This is a genomic window from Cupriavidus sp. FW305-46 (genome assembly GCF_058787075.1).
Genome location: NZ_JBYSZI010000048.1, coordinates 35353 through 57309, shown reverse-complemented (window position 1 = coordinate 57309; position 21957 = coordinate 35353). Strand labels below are relative to the sequence as shown.

17 protein-coding genes and 1 tRNA gene are annotated in these 21957 nt (G+C 67.1%); 10 read left to right on the top strand and 8 right to left on the bottom strand.

Annotated elements, in window-relative coordinates:
• From AC3WON_RS22145 to AC3WON_RS22110, 8 genes are all read left to right on the top strand, one after another.
• Positions 1 to 875, top strand: an 875-nt coding sequence (locus AC3WON_RS22145; RefSeq protein ID WP_492352768.1) for an aromatic-ring hydroxylase C-terminal domain-containing protein, incomplete at its 5' end; no start/stop codon positions are given.
• Positions 872 to 2806 (top strand): FAD-dependent monooxygenase, encoded by a 1935-nt coding sequence (locus AC3WON_RS22140; RefSeq protein ID WP_492352767.1) that lies wholly within the window; start codon positions 872 to 874, stop codon positions 2804 to 2806. The genes AC3WON_RS22145 and AC3WON_RS22140, both read left to right, overlap by 4 nt.
• Complete coding sequence (locus AC3WON_RS22135; protein WP_492317077.1) at positions 2803 to 3399, top strand: VOC family protein; 597 nt, start codon at positions 2803 to 2805, stop codon at positions 3397 to 3399. The genes AC3WON_RS22140 and AC3WON_RS22135 overlap by 4 nt, the downstream gene beginning before the upstream one ends.
• 13 nt (positions 3400 to 3412) lie before the next feature.
• The gene (locus AC3WON_RS22130; RefSeq protein WP_492317078.1) at positions 3413 to 4378 is read left to right on the top strand and encodes a fumarylacetoacetate hydrolase family protein; all 966 of its coding nucleotides are present in this window, start codon (positions 3413 to 3415) and stop codon (positions 4376 to 4378) included.
• A 71-nt stretch (positions 4379 to 4449) separates the two neighbouring features.
• Positions 4450 to 5775: an OmpP1/FadL family transporter gene (locus AC3WON_RS22125; protein WP_492352766.1), complete on the top strand. Its 1326-nt coding sequence runs from the start codon at positions 4450 to 4452 to the stop codon at positions 5773 to 5775.
• A gap of 112 nt (positions 5776 to 5887) precedes the next feature.
• The gene (locus AC3WON_RS22120; protein WP_492352765.1) at positions 5888 to 9349 is read left to right on the top strand and encodes an indolepyruvate ferredoxin oxidoreductase family protein; all 3462 of its coding nucleotides are present in this window, start codon (positions 5888 to 5890) and stop codon (positions 9347 to 9349) included.
• 45 nt (positions 9350 to 9394) lie between these two features.
• Entirely contained in the window at positions 9395 to 10318 is a 924-nt protein-coding gene (kce, locus tag AC3WON_RS22115) for a 3,5-dioxohexanoate:acetyl-CoA acetone transferase (RefSeq protein ID WP_492317081.1), read from the top strand.
• Positions 10319 to 10560: 242 nt separating this feature from the next.
• A tRNA-Met gene (locus AC3WON_RS22110) sits at positions 10561 to 10636 on the top strand.
• A 109-nt stretch (positions 10637 to 10745) separates the two neighbouring features.
• Here the strand turns inward: AC3WON_RS22110 and AC3WON_RS22105 are convergent.
• Together AC3WON_RS22105 and AC3WON_RS22100 are read right to left on the bottom strand one after the other, a co-directional pair.
• Entirely contained in the window at positions 10746 to 10892 is a 147-nt protein-coding gene (locus AC3WON_RS22105; RefSeq protein WP_010809333.1) for a DUF3096 domain-containing protein, read from the bottom strand.
• A gap of 207 nt (positions 10893 to 11099) precedes the next feature.
• Entirely contained in the window at positions 11100 to 11351 is a 252-nt protein-coding gene (locus AC3WON_RS22100; RefSeq protein WP_492317082.1) for a hypothetical protein, read from the bottom strand.
• Positions 11352 to 11907: 556 nt separating this feature from the next.
• Here AC3WON_RS22100 and chrA point away from each other — a divergent pair.
• Positions 11908 to 13137, top strand: a complete 1230-nt coding sequence (chrA, locus tag AC3WON_RS22095) for a chromate efflux transporter (RefSeq protein ID WP_492352764.1) — start codon at positions 11908 to 11910, stop codon at positions 13135 to 13137.
• Positions 13138 to 13172: 35 nt separating this feature from the next.
• Here chrA and AC3WON_RS22090 read toward each other — a convergent pair whose 3' ends face one another.
• From AC3WON_RS22090 to AC3WON_RS22065, 6 genes are all read right to left on the bottom strand, one after another.
• The gene (locus AC3WON_RS22090) at positions 13173 to 14552 is read right to left on the bottom strand and encodes a YncE family protein (RefSeq protein ID WP_492317084.1); all 1380 of its coding nucleotides are present in this window, start codon (positions 14550 to 14552) and stop codon (positions 13173 to 13175) included.
• A gap of 36 nt (positions 14553 to 14588) precedes the next feature.
• On the bottom strand, positions 14589 to 15032 hold the full coding sequence (copM, locus tag AC3WON_RS22085) for a CopM family metallochaperone (protein WP_492317085.1): 444 nt from the start codon (positions 15030 to 15032) through the stop codon (positions 14589 to 14591).
• Positions 15033 to 15189: 157 nt separating this feature from the next.
• Positions 15190 to 16380: a class C beta-lactamase gene (gene ampC, locus AC3WON_RS22080; RefSeq protein WP_492317086.1), complete on the bottom strand. Its 1191-nt coding sequence runs from the start codon at positions 16378 to 16380 to the stop codon at positions 15190 to 15192.
• A 179-nt stretch (positions 16381 to 16559) separates the two neighbouring features.
• Entirely contained in the window at positions 16560 to 19256 is a 2697-nt protein-coding gene (gene mdeB / locus AC3WON_RS22075) for an alpha-ketoglutarate dehydrogenase (RefSeq protein WP_492352763.1), read from the bottom strand.
• Positions 19257 to 19421: 165 nt separating this feature from the next.
• The gene (locus AC3WON_RS22070) at positions 19422 to 19901 is read right to left on the bottom strand and encodes an Lrp/AsnC family transcriptional regulator (RefSeq protein ID WP_010809356.1); all 480 of its coding nucleotides are present in this window, start codon (positions 19899 to 19901) and stop codon (positions 19422 to 19424) included.
• Between the two features lie 168 nt (positions 19902 to 20069).
• Positions 20070 to 21002, bottom strand: coding sequence for a LysR family transcriptional regulator (locus tag AC3WON_RS22065; RefSeq protein WP_492317088.1), 933 nt, complete (start codon positions 21000 to 21002; stop codon positions 20070 to 20072).
• Positions 21003 to 21168: 166 nt separating this feature from the next.
• On the opposite strand from AC3WON_RS22065, the gene AC3WON_RS22060 reads away from it, so the two are divergent.
• Positions 21169 to 21933: an SDR family oxidoreductase gene (locus tag AC3WON_RS22060; RefSeq protein ID WP_492317089.1), complete on the top strand. Its 765-nt coding sequence runs from the start codon at positions 21169 to 21171 to the stop codon at positions 21931 to 21933.
• The last annotated feature ends 24 nt before the right edge of the window (positions 21934 to 21957 follow it).

Genomic DNA, 21957 nt, shown 5'->3' with positions numbered 1-21957 from the left:
GGGCGGGTCCGGGGCTGCTCGATACCTATGGTGACGAGCGCAAGCCGGTGGCCGAGAGGAACTGCGGCGTCAGCGTGGCAAACCACTGGAAGATGCGGGAGGTCACCGCTGCCTTGGGCCTCGATGACGACAAGTTGCCGACGCTGGCGCGATTGCGCGCCAGCGCACCGGCCCGCGCGCTGCCCGCTGCGCTGCGGTCCGCCGTCAAGCGGATGCTGGTGGCGCCTGTCGACGCGCGCACCCGGCGCGTGCAACTGGCGGCAACGCCGCGGTTCGCGGCCATCCAGCGCAACGTGCAACAGGCTGCTGAAGCGCAGATGGAGCATTTCAACACGCTCGGGCTTGACCTGGGCTACGTGTACCGGAGCGCGGCTGTCTGCGGCAGTGAGGCGATGCCCTCGGGGCCTTCAATGGCGACAAGTTCCGTACTGGAGGTGGCGCAGTCGTTCACCCCGGGCGCGCGCCTGCCGCACTTCCGGCTGCAGGACGCTTCCGGCGCGTCCGCCACTTCGCATGACCTGGTTGGCAACGGGCACTTCCTGCTCGCGGGCTTCGGGCGGCATGGCAAGGCATGCGCCGGGCTTGCCGCGGGTGCGAGCCAGCGGCTTGGCGCCCTGCCGGTACACGGCGTGGACATTGGCGCAGTCATCCATTGCGCCGACAAGCAGCAACTGTCCCTATGGAACCGGGGCCTGCCGGACGGCGTCATCCTGGTGCGTCCGGATGGCCATATTGCCTGGCGCCAAGCATCGGCCACCGATGTGCAGGCGGAGGACGTGCTCGCTGCCCTCTGCCGGGTGCTTCAGGCTCCCGTGCCGTCGCCCCTCGCCGCAACGCGGCCACCTTTCAACACACTTGCGAAGGTTCACCAGTGACACACGATTCCGAAGCCGCGCCGCCGCGCCAGGATGGGCATTCCGTTCCGGTCCCGATTCCCGTGGCGATCATCGGCGCGGGCACGGCCGGCTCCGTGCTGGCCTTGCTCCTGGCCAGCCGCGGCATCCGCAGCGTGCTGGTCGAGCGTCAGGGCGATGCGGATACGCATCCGCGCGGACACGTCTGGTCCGCCCGCGCGATGGAGGTGATCCGCGCCATCGATGTCGAACTTGCCGAGCAGCTGCGCGAGATCAGTTCGCCGCCGCTCAAGCTGCGCTACATCACCTGGTGCACGTCGCTGGCGGGGGCCGACCTGGGCCGCTGCGTGCCGCTCGGGAATGACCCCGCGCATACCGCCAGCCTGCTGGGTAGCGGCCCTTGCCGCCCATTGCACTTGTCCCAGAACGTGACCGACCCGATTCTGCGGGAGCGCGTGGCACGCGACGCGCTGATCGAGTTCCTGCCCGGATACGAACTGGAGTCGCTGTCGCAGGACCAGCATGCCTGCACCTTGACGCTGCGCGAACTTCGCAGCGGCCTCAGCGTGCGGCGCAGCGCGCGTTTCGTGGCCGGCGCCGATGGCGCGCAGAGCACGGTGCGGCGCCTGCTGGGCGTGCCATCTGTCCAGACGCCGCTGCAGGCGGTGGCGCAAATCCATTTCCGCGCGCAGTTGGGCAAGCTGACCGTAGCGCGGCCAAGCCCCTTGTACTGGATCTTCAATCCCAGGGTGGTGGGCACGCTTACCGCCCACACCGCCGATGAACAGGACTGGGTGCTGACGACCGCGGTGCTGCCTGCGCTCGAGCCCGCCGGCGGGATGCCGGCCGCGCAGGCGCTGTCGCTGGTGCAGGCCGCGATCGGCGACGACAGCGTTGAGGTCAGGGTGCAGTCCGTCCGCCCCTGGACCATGGCGCTGCGCCGTGCGGAAGTGACCCGGGTCAGGCGCGTGCTGCTGCTTGGCGACGCCGCAGCGGGCTTCTCCGCCATCGGCGGCTTCGGCATGAACCACGGCATCGAGGACGCGGCGAGCCTGGCGTGGCGGCTGCAGATCCTGCTGGGCAGCTTTGTGCCCGACGACCTTGCTCAGGCGCTGTTGTCCAGCTATGCCGACGAGAGAGCGGCGAGCGCCCAGGCGCATGCCAGCCGTACGCAGCAACTGAGCGACCTGGCCGACCAGGTGTTGCGCGCCACCGGCGTGGATCCGGACGGTTTCCAGACCTTGTCCGCGCTGTCCCGGTCCCGCTGGGTCCGGCTGCTGCCCAGGCCTGCCGCGCGCAAGCTGTTCCGGGCCGCGACCGGCGCCGGCCTGAAGCCGCTGGGCCGGCTCGTCGACCCTGGCCAGGCAGGGGCCGATATCCGCGCCCGCGTGCGCAGGGCGATCGACCGGCAGCGGGAAGTGTTCGTGACGCTGGGCACCGATCTTGGCTATGCGCATGCGACGGGCTTCCTCTGCCGCGAGCCCCATCCGCAAGCGAAATCGCCTCACGCGGGCACCGACTACTGGCCGGAGACCAGCCCCGGCGCGCTGGTTCCCCATCTGTGGAGTGAGACAGATGGCGCATCGCTGTCGACGCGCGACCTCGCCCGGCGTGCGCCTATGACGCTGCTGGTCCACGAGCAGGAGCGCGTGCGCTGGCAGGCAGCGCTAGCGCAACTGCGCGACGCCTGGGGCATCGACGTGGCGTGTCCGCAGGTCGGCACCGGCGACGATGCGCAGTTCCGCATCGGTGCGCCGGCGTTTGCCGAAGCCTTGCAGATCGATGTGTCCGGCGCGCTGCTGCTGCGCGGCGACGGCATCGTGGCCTGGCGCAGCCGCCGCCAGTGCGCCGATCCCGGCGCGGCGCTGCAGGCGGTGATGGCGCGCATGGTTTCCCAATCCAGCACGACCCGCGCCACGAGCGCGGCACACCCTATCAAGGAGATGCAATGAGCGACAGCATGGACCAGTTCCCTATCCCCTGCCCAGACCCGGACGCACGCCCGCCGCAAAAGCTCGCGCATATCGTGCTGGCCACGCGCCGGTTTGACGAAACGATCCACTGGTGGAGCATCGTGCTGGGCGCCCGCGTGATGTATCGCAATGCCTTGCTCTGCTTCCTGTCGTTTGACGAGGAGCATCACCGCCTGGCGCTGATCAATGCCGCGAACTTCTCGCCCCGCCGGCGCGAGAGCACGGGCCTGGACCACGTGGCCTTCACCTACAGCTCGCTGGGCGACCTGCTCCACACCTATGAGCGGCTCAAGGGCCATGACGTTCGCCCGGTATGGTGCATCAACCACGGACCGACGACCTCGCTGTACTACCGCGACCCCGACGGCATCCAGGCGGAACTGCAGGTGGACAACTTCGAGACGCCGGAGGCGCTGGAAGTGTGGCTGCGCTCGGGGGCCTTCGCGGAGAACGCGGTCGGAGTCGAGTTCGATCCGGAGCATCTGCTCGAACGCTACAAGGCTGGCGCGCCGGAAGCCAGCCTGAAGCAGCCCGGCGCGGTGACCAGCCGCCAGTTCCTGACCCTGCGCTGAAAGGGGAGAGCCGGTGAGATTGTGCACATTTTCCGCCGCTCAGGTGAAGGGCCATGTCGGGCTGGGCCTGGCCGACGGCCGGCTACTCGATGTGACCGCGACCTTCGCGGGTGACGCGCGCTTTGCCTGCCTGCTGGCGCTCATCGAGCATCAGCATGACACGCTGCCGGCCTTGCGGGCGTTGCTGGAAGACCGCACCCGGGACGGCGCGCACCAGGTGTACGCGCTGCGCTCGATTCAGCTCCAGCTCCCTTACCGTCCGCCACAGATCCGTTGCTTCAGCGTCTACGAGCAGCATCTGCGCAATGCCTACGGGCAGGTCATGGCCCATGGCGTCAGCCCGGCCACAGGCCTGCTGATGCGGGCGCTGGGTGCGGGCAGGGTGCCGAAGGCCTTCTACGAAACGCCGATGTACTACAAAGGGGCGCGTCTCAATCTGTCCGGCCACGGCAGCAAGGTGGCCCGGCCCGATCCCGGCAGCAAGCTCGACTACGAGGCCGAACTTGCTGTCGTGATTGGCCGCCCCGGCAAGAACATCGACCGCTCGGCGGCGATGTCGCACATCTTCGGCTACGTGATCTTCAACGATTTCTCCGAACGCGCGCAGCTGATGAAAGAAATGCGCGCCCGCCCGAGTGCCGGCCCGGCCAAGGGCAAGGACTTCGACGGCAGCAATAGCCTCGGCGCCTGGATCGTCACCGCCGACGAGATCGCCGATCCACACGCGCTCGATGTCACCGTGCGCGTCAACGGTGAAGTGCGCGGGCAGGGCAGCACTGCGGGGATGACCCATCGCATCGACCGCATCGTCAGCTACGCGTCGTCCAACGAGACGCTGCACGGCGGCGAGCTGCTCGCCACCGGCTGCGTGCCGAACTGCGCCGGCATCGAGCAATGGCGCTTCCTGGAGGACGGCGACCGCGTTGATGTGGAGATCGCCGGGCTGGGCGTCCTGACCAACTCGATCACCGGCCATTAGCCGTACCTCAGCCCCCACGCGAGGCGGCCCCAGAGCTTCCCGCGCCAATAACAATGACATCGGAGACAGCAGTGAACCCGAAACAGTGGATGGTCCTATCCGCGCTAGCCGTGCGTCCAGTGCTTGGCCTCGCCGACAACGGCTACTTCCAGATCGGCTACGGTGCCGAAGCGCGTGGCGTGGCAGGTGCGGCCGCGGCGTCGACCCGCGACGCGTTCGGCGGTGCCAGCAACCCAGCCACCACGGTGTGGGCTGGCAACAGCTTCGAGGGCAACCTGATCGCAACCAACGGCCGCACCAGCATGAGCCGCGCCGCGGGATTGCCGCCGCCGCTGAGCGGGGTGCTCGACACGTACACGGCCAGCGCAAGCCGCTGGGTGCCGCTTGCCGACATCGCGGTGAGCAAGATGGTCACGCCCGACTTGTCGCTCGGCATCGTCGGCTACAGCAATGGCGCAGGCACCTACTTCCCGGATGGCACCACGAGCTGCCTGGCGCCGCCGCCGGCGGGCGCCGGCACCACCTATCGCGGCAACCTGCTGTGCGGCAGCGGCAGGGCCAGCACCACGATCCAGCAGCTGACGATCGCGCCGACGGTGTCGGCGCGGGTCTCCCCGAGCGTCTCCGTCGGCTTCTCGGTGCTGCTGACCGGCCAGTTGTTCAGCGCCGAGGGCCTGCAGGCACTGGCGCCGCAGTCGGCGGCACCAGACCACCTGACCAACCAGGGCAGTGCGTCCTCGTTCGGCGTGGGCGTGCGCGTGGGAGCGTACTGGCGCGCCAGCGACGCGCTGGCTTTCGGTGCCGCCTACTCGCCCCGTATCCGGATGGGACGGCTCAAGGAGTATGAGGGTCTGCTGGCGGACCAGGGCCGGCTGGATATCCCTGAGAACATGTTGCTGGGCTTGCAGTGGTCACCCACGCAGGATCTTTCCTTTCTCTTCGACTACCAGCGCATCAACTACTCGGGCACCTCCGGCCTGGGCAACCCATCCTTTGATGGCACCGCCTTGCGCGGCAGCAGTGGCGGGCCGGGCAATGGCTGGAAGGACATGAACGTGTTCAAGGTCGGCGTGCGCTACCAGGTGACGCCGGCCCTCAATGTCTCGGGCGGCGTGTCGTTCAACAGCGCGGCCTATGCGGACGCGGACACGGCGAACAACGTCACCGCGCCCGCCACCTTCCGCCGGCACTACACCATCGGGCTTGGCTACGCGACCGGGCCCAACAGCAAGTGGTCGGTCTTCTACTCCTTGTCTCCGGGGCACACCACCGCCGGCAGTTCGACCCTGGCATCGGCCGTTGCCACGCAGCTTGCAGGCAGTCCCACCGTGGCGGGCCAGGAGTCCCTGGCCACGCGGCAGCAGAGCATCGGCGTGCAGTACACGCAACGCTTCTGACTGTCTTCGGCACCTATCTGACCTATCGGTTCATTCATCACGGAGTACATTCGATGCAGGCTTGTCTTTCTCTGTACCACAGCGGTAACCGCGTCATCACGGGCGCTCAGGCATGAACGCACGCACGGAGCCATCGGCGTTGCAGTCGCCACGGCTGGACGACCGCTTCGAGCAGCTGGCCGGCAAGGTCTTTCTCACGGGGAACCAGGCCATCGTGCGTATCGCGCTGGACCAGCGCCGTATCGATGGTGCCCTGGGTAGGAATACCGGTGGCTTTATCTCCGGATACCGCGGCTCGCCGCTGGGCCGGCTCGATATGGAGCTGTGGCGGATCGCGCCGCTGCTGCAGGCGGCCAACATCCGTTTCCAGCCCGGCGTGAACGAGGACCTGGCCGCCACCGCGGTCTGGGGCACGCAGTATGTCGGCACCTTCCCAGGGGCAACCGTGGACGGCGTGTTCGGCATCTGGTACGGCAAGGGACCGGGTGTGGACCGCAGCGGCGACCCGTTCAAGCACGGCAACCTCGCCGGCACCAGCGCCGCCGGCGGCGTACTGGTGCTGGCGGGCGACGACCATAGCGCCAAGTCCTCCACCACCGCGCACCAGTCGGATTTTTCGCTGATCGCGGCAGGTATCCCGGTGCTGTATCCGGCCAACGTCCAGGACATCATCGACTTCGGCCTGCGCGGCATCGAGATGTCGCGCCACAGCGGCTGCTGGGTGGGGATGAAGCTGGTGACCGATGTGGTGGAGTCCGCCGCCGAGGTCGACGTGGGCCGGCAGGCACCGGTCGGCGACTTGCCCACCGCCAACGGGCCTTTGCATATCCGCGCCTTCGAGATGGCGCCGGCCGCGGAGGAGCGCCTGTACGCGCACAAGCTGCCGGCGGCCGTGCAGTTTGCCAGGGCGGCTGGGCTCAACCGCCTGACATGGGCCGCACCGGCAGCGACGGTGGGCATTGTCACCGCTGGCAAGTCGTATGCCGACACCATGCAGGCCTTGCAGCGGCTGGGGATCGATGCCGACGGCCCGCACGGCGCCGCGCTGCGCATCCTCAAGATCGGCATGGTGTGGCCGCTCGACGACGAGATCGTGCGCGCCTTTGCGCAAGGTCTCGATACCATCCTGGTGATCGAGGAGAAGCGGCCGCTGCTTGAGTCACAACTGAAGTCCATCCTGTTCGATGCGCGCCTCGCGCGGCCACCGGTGGTGCGTGGCAAGTTCGACGGCGCGACCGAATGGTCGGCGTCGCGCGGCACGCCGGTGCTGCCGATCTGCAACGAGTTGACGGTGCTCCAGGTCGCCGAAGCGATCCGCGAGCTGTTGGGCCTGCCGCCCGCGCCGGACGCGAATGCCCCGGTCCCGTGCGAGGCGGGGCAGGGCGCGCCGCTGCGCCGCCCCAGCTTTTGCGCGGGCTGTCCGCACAACACGTCGACCCGGCTGCCGGACGGCAGCCGGGCGCTGGCCGGCATCGGCTGCCATACGATTGCCATGCTGAACGACCCGGCCAAGACCCACACGGCTTCGCATATGGGTGGAGAGGGGGTGATGTGGATGGGGCAGGCGCCGTTCACGCGCGAACCCCACGTCTTTGCCAATATGGGCGACGGCACCTACTTCCATTCCGGCTACCTGGCTATCCGCCAGGCGCAGGCGGCCAATCTGCGCATGACCTACAAGCTGCTCTTCAACGGCTTTGTCTCCATGACTGGCGGCCAGCCCGTGGACGGCGACTTGAGCGTGGACAAGGCAGTGGCCCAGCTGCGGGCGGAAGGGATCGGCAAGATCGTGGTGGTCACCGATGACGTGACCACCTACGACGGGCCAAGGCGCGCGGCGCTGGGCGTGCCGGTGTACGACCGCGCGCAGCTGGAGACCGTACAGCGCGGGCTGCGCGAACATGCCGGGCTGTCGGTGCTGGTCTACGACCAGGCGTGTGCCACCGAGGCGCGGCGCCTGCGCAAGCGCGGCAAGCTGCCCGACCCGCAGGTCCGTACCTATATCGACCCGGAAGTCTGCGAGGGCTGCGGCAATTGCGGCGAACAGTCCGGATGCCTCGCGATCGAACCGCTGGAGACGCCGCTGGGCCGCAAGCGGCAGATCAACCAGTCTTCGTGCAACAAGGACCTGTCGTGCGTGCGCGGCTTCTGCCCCAGCTTTGTCACGCTCGATGGCGCCAGGCCGCGCCGGCCACAGGGCGGCAAGGACGGCGAGCTGACGATTCCCGCGCTGCCCGACGTTGAGATCCCGGGCGATTTCGCGCCGACGGCAATCCTGGTGGCGGGCATCGGCGGCACCGGTGTCGTCACCATTGGCGCCGTGCTGACCATGGCCGCGCACCTGGACGGCAAGGCCGGCAGCTCGCTCGACGTCACCGGGCTCTCGCAGAAGTATGGTGCGGTCGGCTCCCACATCCGCATTGCGCCGCGCGCGGAACTGCTGCACGCAGCGCGCATCGGCAATGCGGAGGCCGATGTCCTGCTGGGATGCGACCTGATCGTCGCCGCGGGCGCGGACGCGCTGTCCCGACTGCGGCCGGGACAGGCGCGCGCCTTCGTCAACACTGGGATCGTGCCCACCAGCGACTTCACCAGCCAGCCGGACTGGTCGGCGGATGAGGCAGGCCTGAGGCAGCGGTTGAGCGGGGCGCTGGGAGTGCGCGCCGAGTTCGTCGATGTGGCGGCGCTCGCACAGCAGCTCCTTGGCGACGCCATCCTCTCGAACATGCTGCTACTCGGCTATGCCTGGCAGAAGGGCGTGATCCCGGTGCGGCGCGCGGCGATGGAGAAAGCCATCGAACTCAACGGCGTGGCGACCGGCACCAACCACAAGGCATTCGCGCTGGGCCGATGGCTGGCGCACGACCACGCCGCAGTGCGGCGCCTGCTGGCGCCGGCGCAGGTGGTCCAGTTCCCGAAGAAGGCTGACGGTCCGCTGGGCGAACTGATCGACGACCGGGCCCGGCGCCTCGCCGACTACCAGAACGCGGCACTGGCCACACGCTACCGCACTCGGATCGAGGCACTGCGCCGGGTGCTGGCGGGCCGCAGCGATGCGCAGGCGCTGCTGCGGCAGGTGGCAACGCAGTACTACCGCGTGCTGGCGGTCAAGGACGAGTATGAAGTGGCGCGCCTGTATTCACGCCCGGCGTTCATGCAGTCCCTGCGCGACGGTTTCGACGGCGACTTCAAGGTCAGCTTCCATCTCGCGGGCGGTCCCTTCGGCAAGCTGGACAAGGTGACCGGGAAGATCGGCAAGACCGCCGTCGGAGCGTGGATCCGGCCCGCGTTCCGCCTGCTGGCCGGTGCGCGCTTCCTGCGCGGCAGCCGGCTCGATCCGTTCGCGCGGGGCGCCGAAGCACAGCTCAATCGCCGCGTGCTGGCGGCCTATGAGGCAGACCTTGACCTGCTCGGCCAAGCCGCGGCGCAGTGGCCGACCGAACGCTTGCTGGCCTTGCTTGGCTGGCCGGCCAGCGTGCGCGGCTACGGCCACGTGCGCGAACGGCAGGCGCAGGCGGGCTTTGCCAGACGGGACCGGGCACGCAAGGAGTGGGACGGCGATGCCAGCCGGTAGCGACAACGGCATCCGTGCGATGCCATCACCGAAAGCAGAAACACCATGAACAAAGTCATCATCACCTGCGCCATCACCGGTTCGATCCACACCCCGTCCATGTCACCCCACCTGCCGGTTACGCCCTATGACATCGCGGCGAGCGCGATCGACGCCGCGCGGGCCGGTGCCGCCATCGTCCACCTGCACGCGCGGAATCCCGCGGACGGGCGCCCGTCGCAGGACCCGGCGCTGTTCCGCCAGTTCGCGCCAGCCATCAAGGCGGCATCGGACGTGGTCATCAACCTGACAACCGGCGGTGCGCCGTCGATGAGCGTGCAGGAGCGGCTGCAGCCCGCACTGCAATTGCGCCCCGAAGTCGCCTCGCTCAATATGGGCTCGATGAACTTCGGACTGTACGAATTGCTGGACCGCTTCAAGGAATTCCGACACGACTGGGAACGGCCTCATCTTGCGCAAAGCTATGACGGCATCTTCAGGAACACCTTCAAGGATATCGCCTACATCCTTCAGTCCTGCAGCGAGAACCAGACGCGCTTCGAGACCGAATGCTACGACATCGGGCACCTGTACACGGCCGCCCATTTTCTCGATCGCGCGCTGCTGAAGCCGCCGCTGCTGATCCAGTCCGTATTCGGGCTGCGCGGCGGCATCGGCGCGCATGTGGAGGACTTGATGCATATGCGCCGCACGGCGGACCGGCTGTTCGGCAAGGACTACGTCTGGTCGGTGCTGGGCGCCGGCCGCAGCCAGATGCCGCTGGCGGCGATTTCCGCGGCGATGGGTGGCAACGTACGCGTCGGGCTGGAGGACTCGCTGTGGGACGGCCCCGGGAAACTGGCCGACAGCAATGCCGCGCAGGTCCTGCGCGTGCGCAGTGTGATTGAAGCGCTTTCGCTGGAGGTTGCCACGCCGGAGGAGGCGCGTACCTTGCTGAAGCTCAAGGGGCGGGAGAATGTTGGATTCTGAACGCAGAACGCCGGAGGGCAGGGGGCAGCGGTATCGGTCCTGCAACCTGGACCGCGGCCGTGGCAACGCGCCAGGACACGCCTTGGCAAAGGTAGATCTCCCTTGTAGCGAGATTCCAGCAAGAGCGAGCTTCCGGGAGCCAATGCCAAAAGCGGCCGGCCCGAGACGGCTGCCCGGCATTCTGCACAGTTTTTTTGGGGGAAGGGGTATCCAAGTGCTGCCAACCCGCGTATATTTCGCCCCGCGGGGTGGAGCAGTCGGCAGCTCGTCGGGCTCATAACCCGAAGGTCGCAGGTTCAAGTCCTGCCCCCGCAACCACATTCGCCCAAGCCCCGCCGGATCCATCCGCGCGGGGCTTTTGCTTTAGTGCCCGCCTCTAGATGCACGCATAGCCTTCCGCCTTATGGCTGCCGTTCCCCGGCTTCGCTCAGCGCAGGTGCCCGCCAAACAGTCCGAGCAGGCCGATGACGATGAGGTAAATGGCGACGATATAGTTAAGCAGCCGCGGAATGACAAGAATAAGGATGCCGGCGATCAACGAGATTAGCGGGCCGGCGCTGGTAATGAAGTCCATGATGGGCCTGTGTGATTGGGGTTGATCTGGCCGCGGCGCTTCTTTCGCGCCAGTGCTCGAGGTATGAAGCATTGCGCGGCCCGATAGCGCCGCGCCGCTGGCGCTACTTGCCGACCTGATTGCCTGTGTCGAAAATGTTGTCCCCACAGGCGTAAGTAGTCGGTCCGCTGACGTACCGGGCGCAACGGCGATGCAGAGAGGCAAAGCTCAGCCGAACACACGCGATCTCAGGTCGTCCTCGAAATCGACAGTCCATTGCGCCCCCAAGTTTCCGTTGTATTGGCGGATTTCCCTCCCGAAGCCTACCGAGACGGTGCGCCTGCGTGCCGGCGCGGCGCCTGCAGCGTCTTCAACGGCTGTCACGGTAAATCCGTCGGGTGCGACCCCGTTACGCAGACAGGTCTCGCGGAAAGCTTCCTGTTCCAGCGGAGGGAACTGATCCAGCATCGTCTCCAGCATGGGTGTCTCCTGATTCTGTTGCTCAGCCTCTTGATATCCGCCTTGACGTCGCCGTACGCCGCTTGTGTTACCTACCCAGAGGATAGTTGTGACGGATTCTCAAGTCAGTCCGGTGCCGTACGCATCGGGAAGGCGCGTTTCAGCATTCTGGGTGAGAGTCTTGTACATAGGTTCACGCTTGGTGCTAAGGCCGTCACCATCTGTTGGTACATTTAACATAACACTTATTATGCGAAACGAATCTGTAGCTGCAAAGTTGTATCTATGGTCAGCCCGATTCAAATGTCCGAGTCGAAAATGTCCGAGTTGACCCAGGTAACCTGTACGGCCTTGAGCCCAGCCAGGGAACCGCCATTGGGAGGCGCGGGGTTTCAGGGCGCGAGTGACGTAGAAGGCGGTCACATCAGCAGGCAAGATGTGCGATCGACAGCACGCCACCCCTAAGGTAGTCTCCAGCCGTATTACGTCGCCACGGACAAGGGCCGTCAGGCGCTGGGGGCTTTGCGCCCACGGCTCGCGGAACCGGTCGACGAAGCCTTAACCGAGAAAATCGCCGATGCCCCCCAACCCCGCCCAGGACACAAACCGCGCCGCTGACGCAACCACACGTGGCACGGCTCCAGAGGTCCTTCGGGCGTTCCTGAAACTTGGCCTGACTTCGTTCGGCGGCCCGATCGCGCACCTCGGTTACTTCCGCGCCGAATTCGTGGAGCGCCGCCGCTGGCTCGATGACAAGAGCTACTCGGACCTGGTCGCGCTGTGTCAATTCCTGCCGGGGCCAGCCAGCAGCCAGGTTGGCATGGCGCTGGGGCTGCAGCGGGCGGGCTGGCTTGGCGCGCTGGCCGCCTGGGTGGGCTTTACCCTGCCCTCTGCGATTGCACTTGTCCTGTTTGCCTTTGGCGTTGCGCGCTGGTCCGGCGTTGCGGATTCCGGGGCAGTCCACGGCCTGAAGGTGGCGGCCGTGGCGGTTGTCGCACAGGCGGTATGGGGCATGGCCAGGTCGCTGTGTCCGGACCGGCTGCGCGCCGGCATCGCGGTCGTGGCCGCGCTTCTGGTTCTCGCGGTGCCAAGTGCGGTGGGCCAGGTTGCTGCCATTGTGCTGGGTGGCCTGGTTGCGCGCTGGACCTTGCAGTTGAACCATCTGCCTCCTGCCCAGCATCTCAACTACGGTGTGAGTCGCCGGGTCGGCGCTTTGCTGCTCGCGCTGTTCGGCGTGCTGCTGGTGCTGCTCCCGGCCCTTGCCGCAATGACTGGTTCGATGACGATGTCGGCGGTGTCGGTCTTCTACCAGGCCGGAGCGCTGGTTTTCGGGGGTGGCCATGTCGTACTGCCGCTGCTGCAGGCTGGCGTGGTGCCCCCTGGCTGGGTCGGCAATGATGCATTCCTGGCGGGCTACGGCGCGGCACAAGCCGTTCCGGGCCCCCTGTTCACCTTTGCCGCGTACCTCGGGGCGCTCTCGCCCGCGCCACTGGGTGGATGGGTGGGCGCGCTGGTACTGCTTCTCGCGATCTTTGCGCCGGCGTTTCTGCTGGTGGCCGGCACCTTGCCGTTCTGGGAAAGCCTGCGCCAGCGCGATGGGGTGCAGAGCGCGATGGGTGGCATCAATGCAGCCGTCGTTGGCGTACTGGCCGCCGCGCTGTACGACCCGGTATGGACCAGCGCGATTCACTCGAAGGCGGATTTCGGCCTGGCACTGGCGGCCTTCGGCCTGCTCGTCTACGGCCGTGTATCCCCCGTGCTGGTGGTGGCCGGCACGGCGCTGGGCGGATGGATGCTGGCGCTCTAGCCGGGCATCCGCTTACCCAGGTCGCCAGGCTCAGCTCACGGCGCGCTCACCAACACCGCCGTAGCCGGATCCGCCGCCGCGTCGCCCTCCATGACGATCAGCTTGGCCGGGGCGGCGCTCTTTGGCGAGAGCGTCGTCACGACTTCGCGCAGCGGGCCAATGGCGGTGCCGTTGGCCATGCCGGCCGCATTGGTGCGGAAGCTTGCCACGGGCGCGGCCTGTCCTGCGACATAGACGCTGTAGGTGGTTTGCGGCTTCAGCTTGAACAGGGATACTTCCAGCGCGTCGACAACACCGAGATTGCGCGCGACCACAAAGCCCTTGGCATCGCCACGGACCGGCTTAAGGGCGATGTTGACCGGATCGCTGTTCGCTCTCTGCACAAGGTTGGCGGTCCCGTCGCCGCCTGGCACGGCGTTGGAGACATAGACCAGCGCCTGCGGGGCCTGGCCAACCGGCACGCGGGTCGTGACCTGGTTGGTTGCGGTGTCGATCACGTCGACGGCGTCGCCGTTTTCCAGGCCGACATAGATGCGTGAACCGTCATCGGCAGCCCAGATGCCGTGCGGCAGCGCGCCGACCGGAATGGTCGCGACCAGCCGCGGTTCGGCCTCGGTGGTGAATACCTTGACCACGTTTTCGCCGCCCACTGTCACATAGGCGAACGTGCCACGCGCGGTCCTGGCAAAGGCAAGGTGATTGGTGATGAAGCCGGAGTCGAAGACGCCCTTCACTTCCAGTTTTTCGGTGTCGATGCGGGTGACCTTGCCCACGTCCTTGTGCGTCATCCACACCTCGCGGAAGTCCGGCGTGAACTGCAGGAACGGTGAGAACGGGCTGGTGACACTGAGCCGCTTGACCACCTTGTGTGCCCTGACATCGATGACATCCACCACGGGGTTGAAGCTGGACACCACGAAGGCGAGCTTGCCGGCAGGATGGAACAGCACCATGCCCGGCCCTGCCGTGGTCTGGATGCGGCGGGTCTCGCGGAACGTCACCGGATCGATGACGGAGATATAGTCCTCGCCGCGCACGACTACCCACACCTCTTTTCCATCCGCGGTAAAGAAGCCCTCATGCGGCGAGCGCCCGATATAGGCAATGCCCTTGACCTTGTTGGTTGCCGTATCGATGAACGCGACGGAATTCGATCCGTTCGAGATCGCGATCAGGGTCCGATGGTCGGGCGAGAAGCCAAGGCCGTGGACATTGAGCTCGCCCTTGTAAAGCGGAGACAGCACGTCCGGCCGCGCGTTGCCAAGGCGGATCTGCCCAAGCAGGGTGTTGCTCGCCGGATTGATCACTGAAACGGTGTTGCTGTTCTGGTCGGCGGTGTAAACGCGATCCTGTGGCTGCGGCGCGGCGATTGCCAGAGGCGCGGCCATGGCAAGGATAAGGGCATGTCTTTTCATGGTTCGGTCCTGATTCGGGTGGTGCAGGTCCGCCGGTTAGCGAGGATTGGCGGCAGGCGCCCTGGCCTGGCTGCGCTGGAGCCAGGCTTGCATGAGGCGGATCTCGTTTTGCTGCTCGGTGATGATGGCCTGGGCAAGATTGCGCAGCTCCGGGTCCTTGCCATACAGCAGCAGCGCCTTGGCCATGTCGATCGCGCCCTGGTGGTGCGGGATCATCATGGTGACAAAGTCGTGGTCGGGGATGCCGTTCATGGCTGCCTGCGCCATGCCGTGATCCATCACGGCCATGGCGTCACCCATCAGGCCGGAGAATGGCTTTGCGGTGCTGGCGACAAAGGGCGGCGGTGCCTGCCCCGCGGTGGTTTGGTGATGGTGGTGGGCTTCCTGGGCTGGCGCGGCAAAGCTTGCAGCCCATAGGAACAGCGCCGGCATAATGCGTGCCGCAGTGCAGACGCCATTGCTTGGGGTTCTCCGTTGCATTGCAGGGTCTCCTTTCTTCCGGGCCTGGCGTTAGCCGGCGGCCGGGGGTTACCTGCGTATACACATGGGAGGCGTGGACTATTCCATGGAAAGCCGGATTTTTTGCGGACCAGCCGCTGGACAGGCCTGCGATGCGTGACGCAGCCCCACCCTCCCCTTACCGTGTATCCGCCCCTCCCGGCACACCATCCAGTACCGCCAGTATCCGAAACGCTGCCTTCACCCGCTCCGGCACCGGGAAATTCTTGTTCGCCAGCATCACGATGCCAATCCGCTTCGCCGGCACAAAGACCACGTAGGCGCCAAAGCCATTGGTGGAGCCGGTCTTGTTGACCAGCACATCGGCGGGCGATGACAACGGCGGCTCCAGCCGCTTCACCTGGTTCGCCTCGAACACGACCTGCGGTGAACTGCCGGCCAACACGCTGTCGACCCGGGTGGGCCAGGCATACATTTCCCAGCCCAGCCCCTGCACCATGTCGCCGACCTTGAAGTATCCGGTGTGCGTCCCGGCAATGGCACGCCGCAGCTTGTCGTCCAGGCCGGCGCTGTCGATGTTGGCTTCGACAAAGCGGATCATGTCGGCCGCGGTGGTCTTCACGCCGTAGGCTTCGGCATCGAGCACGCCGGGCGTCACGCGCACCGGCTTGCCGTCTTTCGAATAGCCATAGGCGTAGTCGCCCATGCGCGCTTTCGGCACCCTGATGTAGGTGTGGGCCAGGCCGAGCGCCGGGAACAGCGTCTTCTCCATCAGGTCATCGAAGGGCTGGCCCATGCTGCTGGCAGCCAGGTAGCCGAACAAGCCGATGCTGGGATTCGAATACTGGCGATGGGTGCCGGCGGCATATCTGGGGCGCCAGCCCCGGAAATAATCGACCATCGTCCTGGTATCGGTGACCGCATCCGGAAACTGCAGCGGCAGGCCGCCGGCGGCATAGGTGCCAAGATCGAGCAGGCTGGTCGCGCCCAGGCTGCTTCCCGCAAGCGCCGGCAGGTATTTACCGGCAGGGTCGGCCAGGGACAGGGTGCCGCGGGCCTGGCCGTAGGATGCGAGCGTCGCGGTGAAGGTCTTGCTGACCGAGCCGATCTCGAAGAGCGTGTCGCCGTCGACCTTGCGCCCGCCTTCCTTCGCCGCGACGCCGTAGTTGAAAACATAGCGCTTGCCGCCGGCCGTGACGGCAACGGCCATGCCGGGGACGCCGTGCGCCGCCATCAGGGGGCGGATGGCATCGTTGACAGCGCGTTCTATCTGGCGCTGGCCGACACTGTCGGCGGCACTGGCATTGGCTGCGAAGAGGCTGCAGGCCATGACGATGGTGGCGATGCGGGCAACAGGAATCCGTTTCATATCCGGCGCTTGGCGATCATGCTGGGGGGCGGCGCCGGACCATGGCGGTGCGCGCCCGTGGTGGCATGGGCGCGCAACTGGAGCGGCTGCAGAAGGGCAAAGCTTAACAGCCGCAGCCGGAGCATGTGGAGTCCCGCACCGAATCGCCCCGCCGGGCCTGCAGGGCGAAGCGGGCGATATCAGAGCGCGGACGGCGCAGGCTTTTCCGTGTCGATGCCGTAGCGCGTGATCGCCTCGGCCACCACCGAGGCCGGCACCGCGCCCTGCACCGCGAGCGCGCGCAGCGCCGCCACGCAGACATAGGCGCGATCGACCTCGAAGAAGCGGCGCAGCGACGGCCGGTTGTCACTGCGGCCATAGCCGTCGGTGCCCAGCACCGTGAAGGGAGCCGGCACATAGGGCGCAATCAGTTGCGGGTAGGCGCGCACGTAGTCGGTGGCCGCCACCACCGGGGCGTCGCCGGCCAGCAGCGCTTCCACATGGCTGGGGGCGATGCTGTCCTGCGGATGATGCAGGCGCTGGCGCACGGTCTCGCGCGCCTCGCGCTCCAGCTCGGAGAAGCTGGTGACGCTGAACACCTCGCTGTCGACCTGCCAGTCCTCGGCCAGCATCCGCGCCGCGGCTTCCACCTCGCGCAGGATGGTGCCGCTGCCGAGCAGCCGCACCCTGGCGCGCCCGCCGCCTTCCACCTGCGCAAGCCGGTACATGCCGCGCACGATGTCGCGCTCCACGCCCGCCGGCATCGACGGCTGGGCGTAGTTCTCGTTCATCACGGTCAGGTAATAGAACACGTCCTCCTGGCGCTCCATCATCGCGCGCATGCCCGCGTCGACGATCACCGCCAGTTCATAGGCATAGGCCGGGTCATAGGCGCGGCAGTTGGGGATGGTGGCGGCAATGATGTGGCTGGTGCCGTCCTGGTGCTGCAGCCCTTCGCCCGACAGCGTGGTGCGGCCGGCCGTCGCGCCCACCAGGAAGCCGCGCGCACGCTGGTCGCCGGCGGCCCAGATCAGGTCGCCGATGCGCTGGAAGCCGAACATCGAGTAGTAGATATAGAGCGGCAGCATGGCCGTGCCATGGTTGCTGTAGGCGGTGCCCGCGGCAATCCACGACGACATCGCACCGGCCTCGGTGATGCCCTCTTCCAGGATCTGGCCGCGGATGTCCTCGCGGTAATACAGCATCGAGCCGGCGTCCTCGGGCTCGTACAGCTGGCCCTGCGATGAATAGATCCCGACCTGGCGGAACAGGCTGGCCATGCCGAAGGTGCGCGCCTCGTCGGCGACGATGGGCACCACGCGCGGGCCGAGCGTCTTGTCCTTGAGCAGGCCGGTCAGCATGCGCACCATCGCCATGGTGGTCGACATTTCCTTCTGGCCGGCCGCCACCGCGAACTGGCCGTATTGCGCCAGCGGTGGCACCGCCACGGCGTCGGCCTGGCGCTGGCGCGCCGGCAGGTAGCCGCCCAGCGCCTGGCGGCGTTCGCGCAGGTAGCGCAGTTCAGCGCTGTCCTCGGCCGGGCGGTAGAAGCGCATCGATTCCAGGTCCTCGTCGGACAGCTCCAGGCCGAAGCGGCTGCGGAATGCCTTCAGCGCCTCGATGTCGAGCTTCTTCTGCTGGTGCGTGGTGTTCTGCGCCTGGCCGGCATTGCCCATGCCATAGCCCTTGATGGTCTTGGCCAGGATCACCGTGGGCTGGCCCTTGTGCGCGCGTGCCGCGGCAAAGGCCGCATGGAGCTTGCGCAGGTCGTGCCCGCCGCGGTTCAGCGCCGCCACCTCATCCGGCGTCATATGCGCGACCAGCGCCTTCAGCGCTTCGTTCTGGCCGAAGAAATGCTCGCGCCCGTAGTGGCCGTCCTTGGCCTTGTAGGTCTGGAACTGGCCGTCCATGGTCGAGGCGAAGGCGCGCAGCAACGCGCCGGAGTGATCGCGCGCGAAGATCGGGTCCCAGGCGCTGCCCCACAGCACCTTGATCACGTTCCAGCCCGCGCCGCGGAACAGCGCTTCCAGCTCCTGCACGATCTGGCCGTTGCCGCGCACCGGACCGTCCAGGCGCTGCAGGTTGCAGTTGATGACAAAGGTCAGGTTGTCGAGCTTCTCGCGCGCTGCCAGCGGCAGTGCGGCGATCGATTCGGGCTCGTCCATCTCGCCGTCGCCGAACACGCCCCACACGTGCCGGCCCGAAGTGGCCTGCAGCCCCCGGTGCTCCAGGTATCGCATGAAGCGCGCCTGGTAGACCGACTGGATCGGGCCCAGCCCCATCGAGCCGGTCGGGAATTGCCAGAAGTCCGGCATCAGCCAGGGGTGCGGGTACGAGCACAGGCCCTGCCCGCCCGCCTCGCGGCGGAAGTTGTCGAGCTGGGCTTCGGACAGGCGCCCTTCCAGGAAGGCGCGCGCGTACACGCCCGGGGCCGAGTGCGGCTGGAAGTAGACCAGATCGCCGCCGTTGCCGGCATCGGCGCCCTGGAAGAAGTGGTTGAAGCCGACCTCGAACAGGTCCGCCGCCGAGGCATAGCTGGAGATATGCCCGCCCAGCTCACCGTAGGCCTGGTTGGCGCGCACCACCATGGCAAGGGCATTCCAGCGCACGATGCCGGTGATGCGCTCTTCCATCGCCAGATCCCCCGGATAAGGCGGCTGGCGCTCGACCGGGATGGTGTTCAGGTAAGGCGTGTTGCTCTGCGCCGTGGTCGACACACCCAGCGCGGGGGCGGCATCGAGCAGCCGGCCGAGCAGGAAGCGCGCGCGCTCCTGCCCGCATTGCGCCACCACTGCCTCCAGCGCGTCCAGCCATTCGCGCGTCTCCTGCGGATCGTCGTCACCGCCGGGCGTGGCCTGGGCGAGCAGGCGGGCGTGTGGGGAGGCAAGGTCGGTCATGGGGAAGTCTCCAATGGGTTTTGTCCCATTCTATGGAGTGCCCTCCCGCATGAGGTGCTGAAGTTGACTGCCTATCCGGCAGGTGGCAGCACAATCCACTGCCGCTCACCATAAAAACCACTCGAAAATGCCGAGGCTGCGGCATATCCCACACCGAACGCCAGGCTAGCGAGGATTGCGCAGCGGCAAGGCTGTGTCGTACATCACTTGCTTGAGTGCGAAGCTGCTGCGGATGTTGGCGACGCCGGGGATGCGCGTGATCTCGTCGACGATCAGCCGCTCCACGGCCTGGACGTCGGCCACCACGGCGCGGATCAGGTAGTCGGCGTCGCCCGTCATCAAGTAGCACTCCATCACGTTGGGCAGCGCGCGCACGGCGCGTTCGAAGGCATCCAGCCCCTCGCGCGCCTGCCGCTCCAGCGACACGTGGATAAAGACGTTGACGTTGAGGCCAAGCTTCTGCGGATCGAGCAGCGTCACGCGCTGCCGGATGATCCCGCGCTGCTCCAGCGCGCGCACGCGCGCCAGGCAGGGCGACGGCGAGAGGTTGACGCGCGCGGCCAGCTCGACGTTGGTCAGGCTGGCGTCGCGCTGCAACGCCTCGAGGATCCGGATATTGATTTCATCCAGTTCGGGTTCCTGCATGGGGTTCCTGTATGGCCGGCTCGATGTGAAGTGCATGGCGCCCTGCCTCCTTGCGGAAACGGGGCGCCGGGCACAGCACTAGAATACAGGCCGCGCGGCGCGGGCGGCAATCCTCCAGGCTTGCAGGGCTGCCACATGGCGATCGTGGAATCCGGCCAGCAGCCGGCATCAGGTTCCCGCGCCCTCCCCGCGTGCCTGCGCCCATGCGTCCCAGTACGGCGGACTGCCGATGGCCGTGCGCACGCACTCCGCAAACGCGCGCAGCCGCGCCGACACCCGCCGGCCTTCCGGGTGGGCGATATAGATGGATTCCGGCTCGGCCCGCAGGCCGACCTCGATCACGGCCAGCGCCCCCTGCCGGATGGCATCGCCGGCAATAAAGGTCGGCAACAACGCGATACCGACCCCCGCGATGGCGGCATCGCGCATCATGTCGCCGTTGTTGACGCGCAGCGCAACGGCGGCACGGGCGATTTCGGTGCCGTCGGGGCCGTGCAGGCGCCAGTCAGCCGCGCCGCGGTTGGCGTAGAAGATGCCACGGTGCTGCTGCAGCTCCGCCAGCGTTGCCGGCGTGCCCATCTGCGCCAGGTAATCCGGGGATGCGACCAGGAGGCGGTGGCTGGGGGCAAGCTCCCATGCCACCAGGCGCGAGCTCTCCAGCGGGCCGTGCCGCACCACGGCGTCATAGCTGTCGGTGGCCGCGTCCACGCGGCGGTCGTCCAGGTCCAGGCTCAGCTCCAGTTCCGGATGCCGGGCCAGGAACGGATAGATGGCAGGCCCCAGGTGCATCCGGCCAAATGTGACCGGCGCGGAAATCCGCAACGACCCCGCCAGGGTGCCGCGCCGCTCGGCAACATCGGTTGCCGCCGCCTCCACTTCATGCAGGATGCGCGTGGCCCGCTCCAGAAAGGCGGCGCCGTCCTCGGTCAGCGACAGCCGCCGCGTGGTCCGGCGCAGCAGGTTGGCACCCATCGCCTTTTCAAGCTCGGCCAGGCGTTCGCTGACAACGGACTTGGACAAGTTGAGCCGCCTCGCGGCCTCGCTGATGGAGCCTGCCTCCACCACGGCGACAAAGCTGGCGACACCCTCTAGCTTGAACATTGTTCGGCATATCCGGAAAGTTGTTCCGCGGTCTTCAGTCTAGTGCGAACCGCGCGCGGTGCCGATACTGGTTTCACGAGGCAGCGGGACGGTTCCTGCTGCCCTACCCGCAAAACCGGCGCCGGGGACCAGCAAGTTGCCCCGCGCGCCAGACCGGAGATCGATCATGGGACGTTTGTCAGGAAAAGTTGCCATCATTACCGGCGCCAGTGCCGGCATTGGCCGCGCCACGGCCTTGCTGTTTGCCGCCGAGGGCGCCAGGGTGGTAGTCGGTGCGCGCCGCCAGTCCGAACTGGACAGCCTGGTGGCGCAGATCCGTGACGCCGGCGGCGACGCGGTGGCGCTCGCCGGCGATGTGCGGCGCGAGGACTACGCCAGCGCGCTGGTGGCGCTGGCGGTCGAGCGCTATGGCCGCCTGGATATCGCCTTCAACAACGCCGGCACGCTCGGCGAGGGCGGGCCCAGCACCGGGGTTTCGGCGGAGGGCTGGAACGACACCCTTGCCATCAATCTCACCGGCGCATTCCTCGGCGCCAAGCACCAGCTTGCACAGATGCTGAAGGACGGCGGCGGTTCGGTGATCTTCACATCGACCTTCGTTGGCTACACCGTCGCCTTTCCCGGCGTGGCCGCGTATGCGGCAAGCAAGTCCGGCCTGATCGGCCTGACGCAGGCGCTTGCGGCCGAGTATGGGCCGCAGGGCATCCGCGTCAATGCGATCCTGCCGGGCGCCGTGGACACGGACATGTATCGCACCATGAACGACACCGCGGAATCACAGGCGTTCATCACCAACCTGCATGCGCTCAAGCGCGTGGCCACGCCGGAAGAACTGGCGCGCTCGGTGCTGTACCTGGCTTCGGACGATTCGGCTTTCGTCACCGGCACGGCGTCGCTGGTGGATGGCGGCGTCTCGATCACGCGCACCTGACCCACCGGCGCCGGCGGCCAGCAT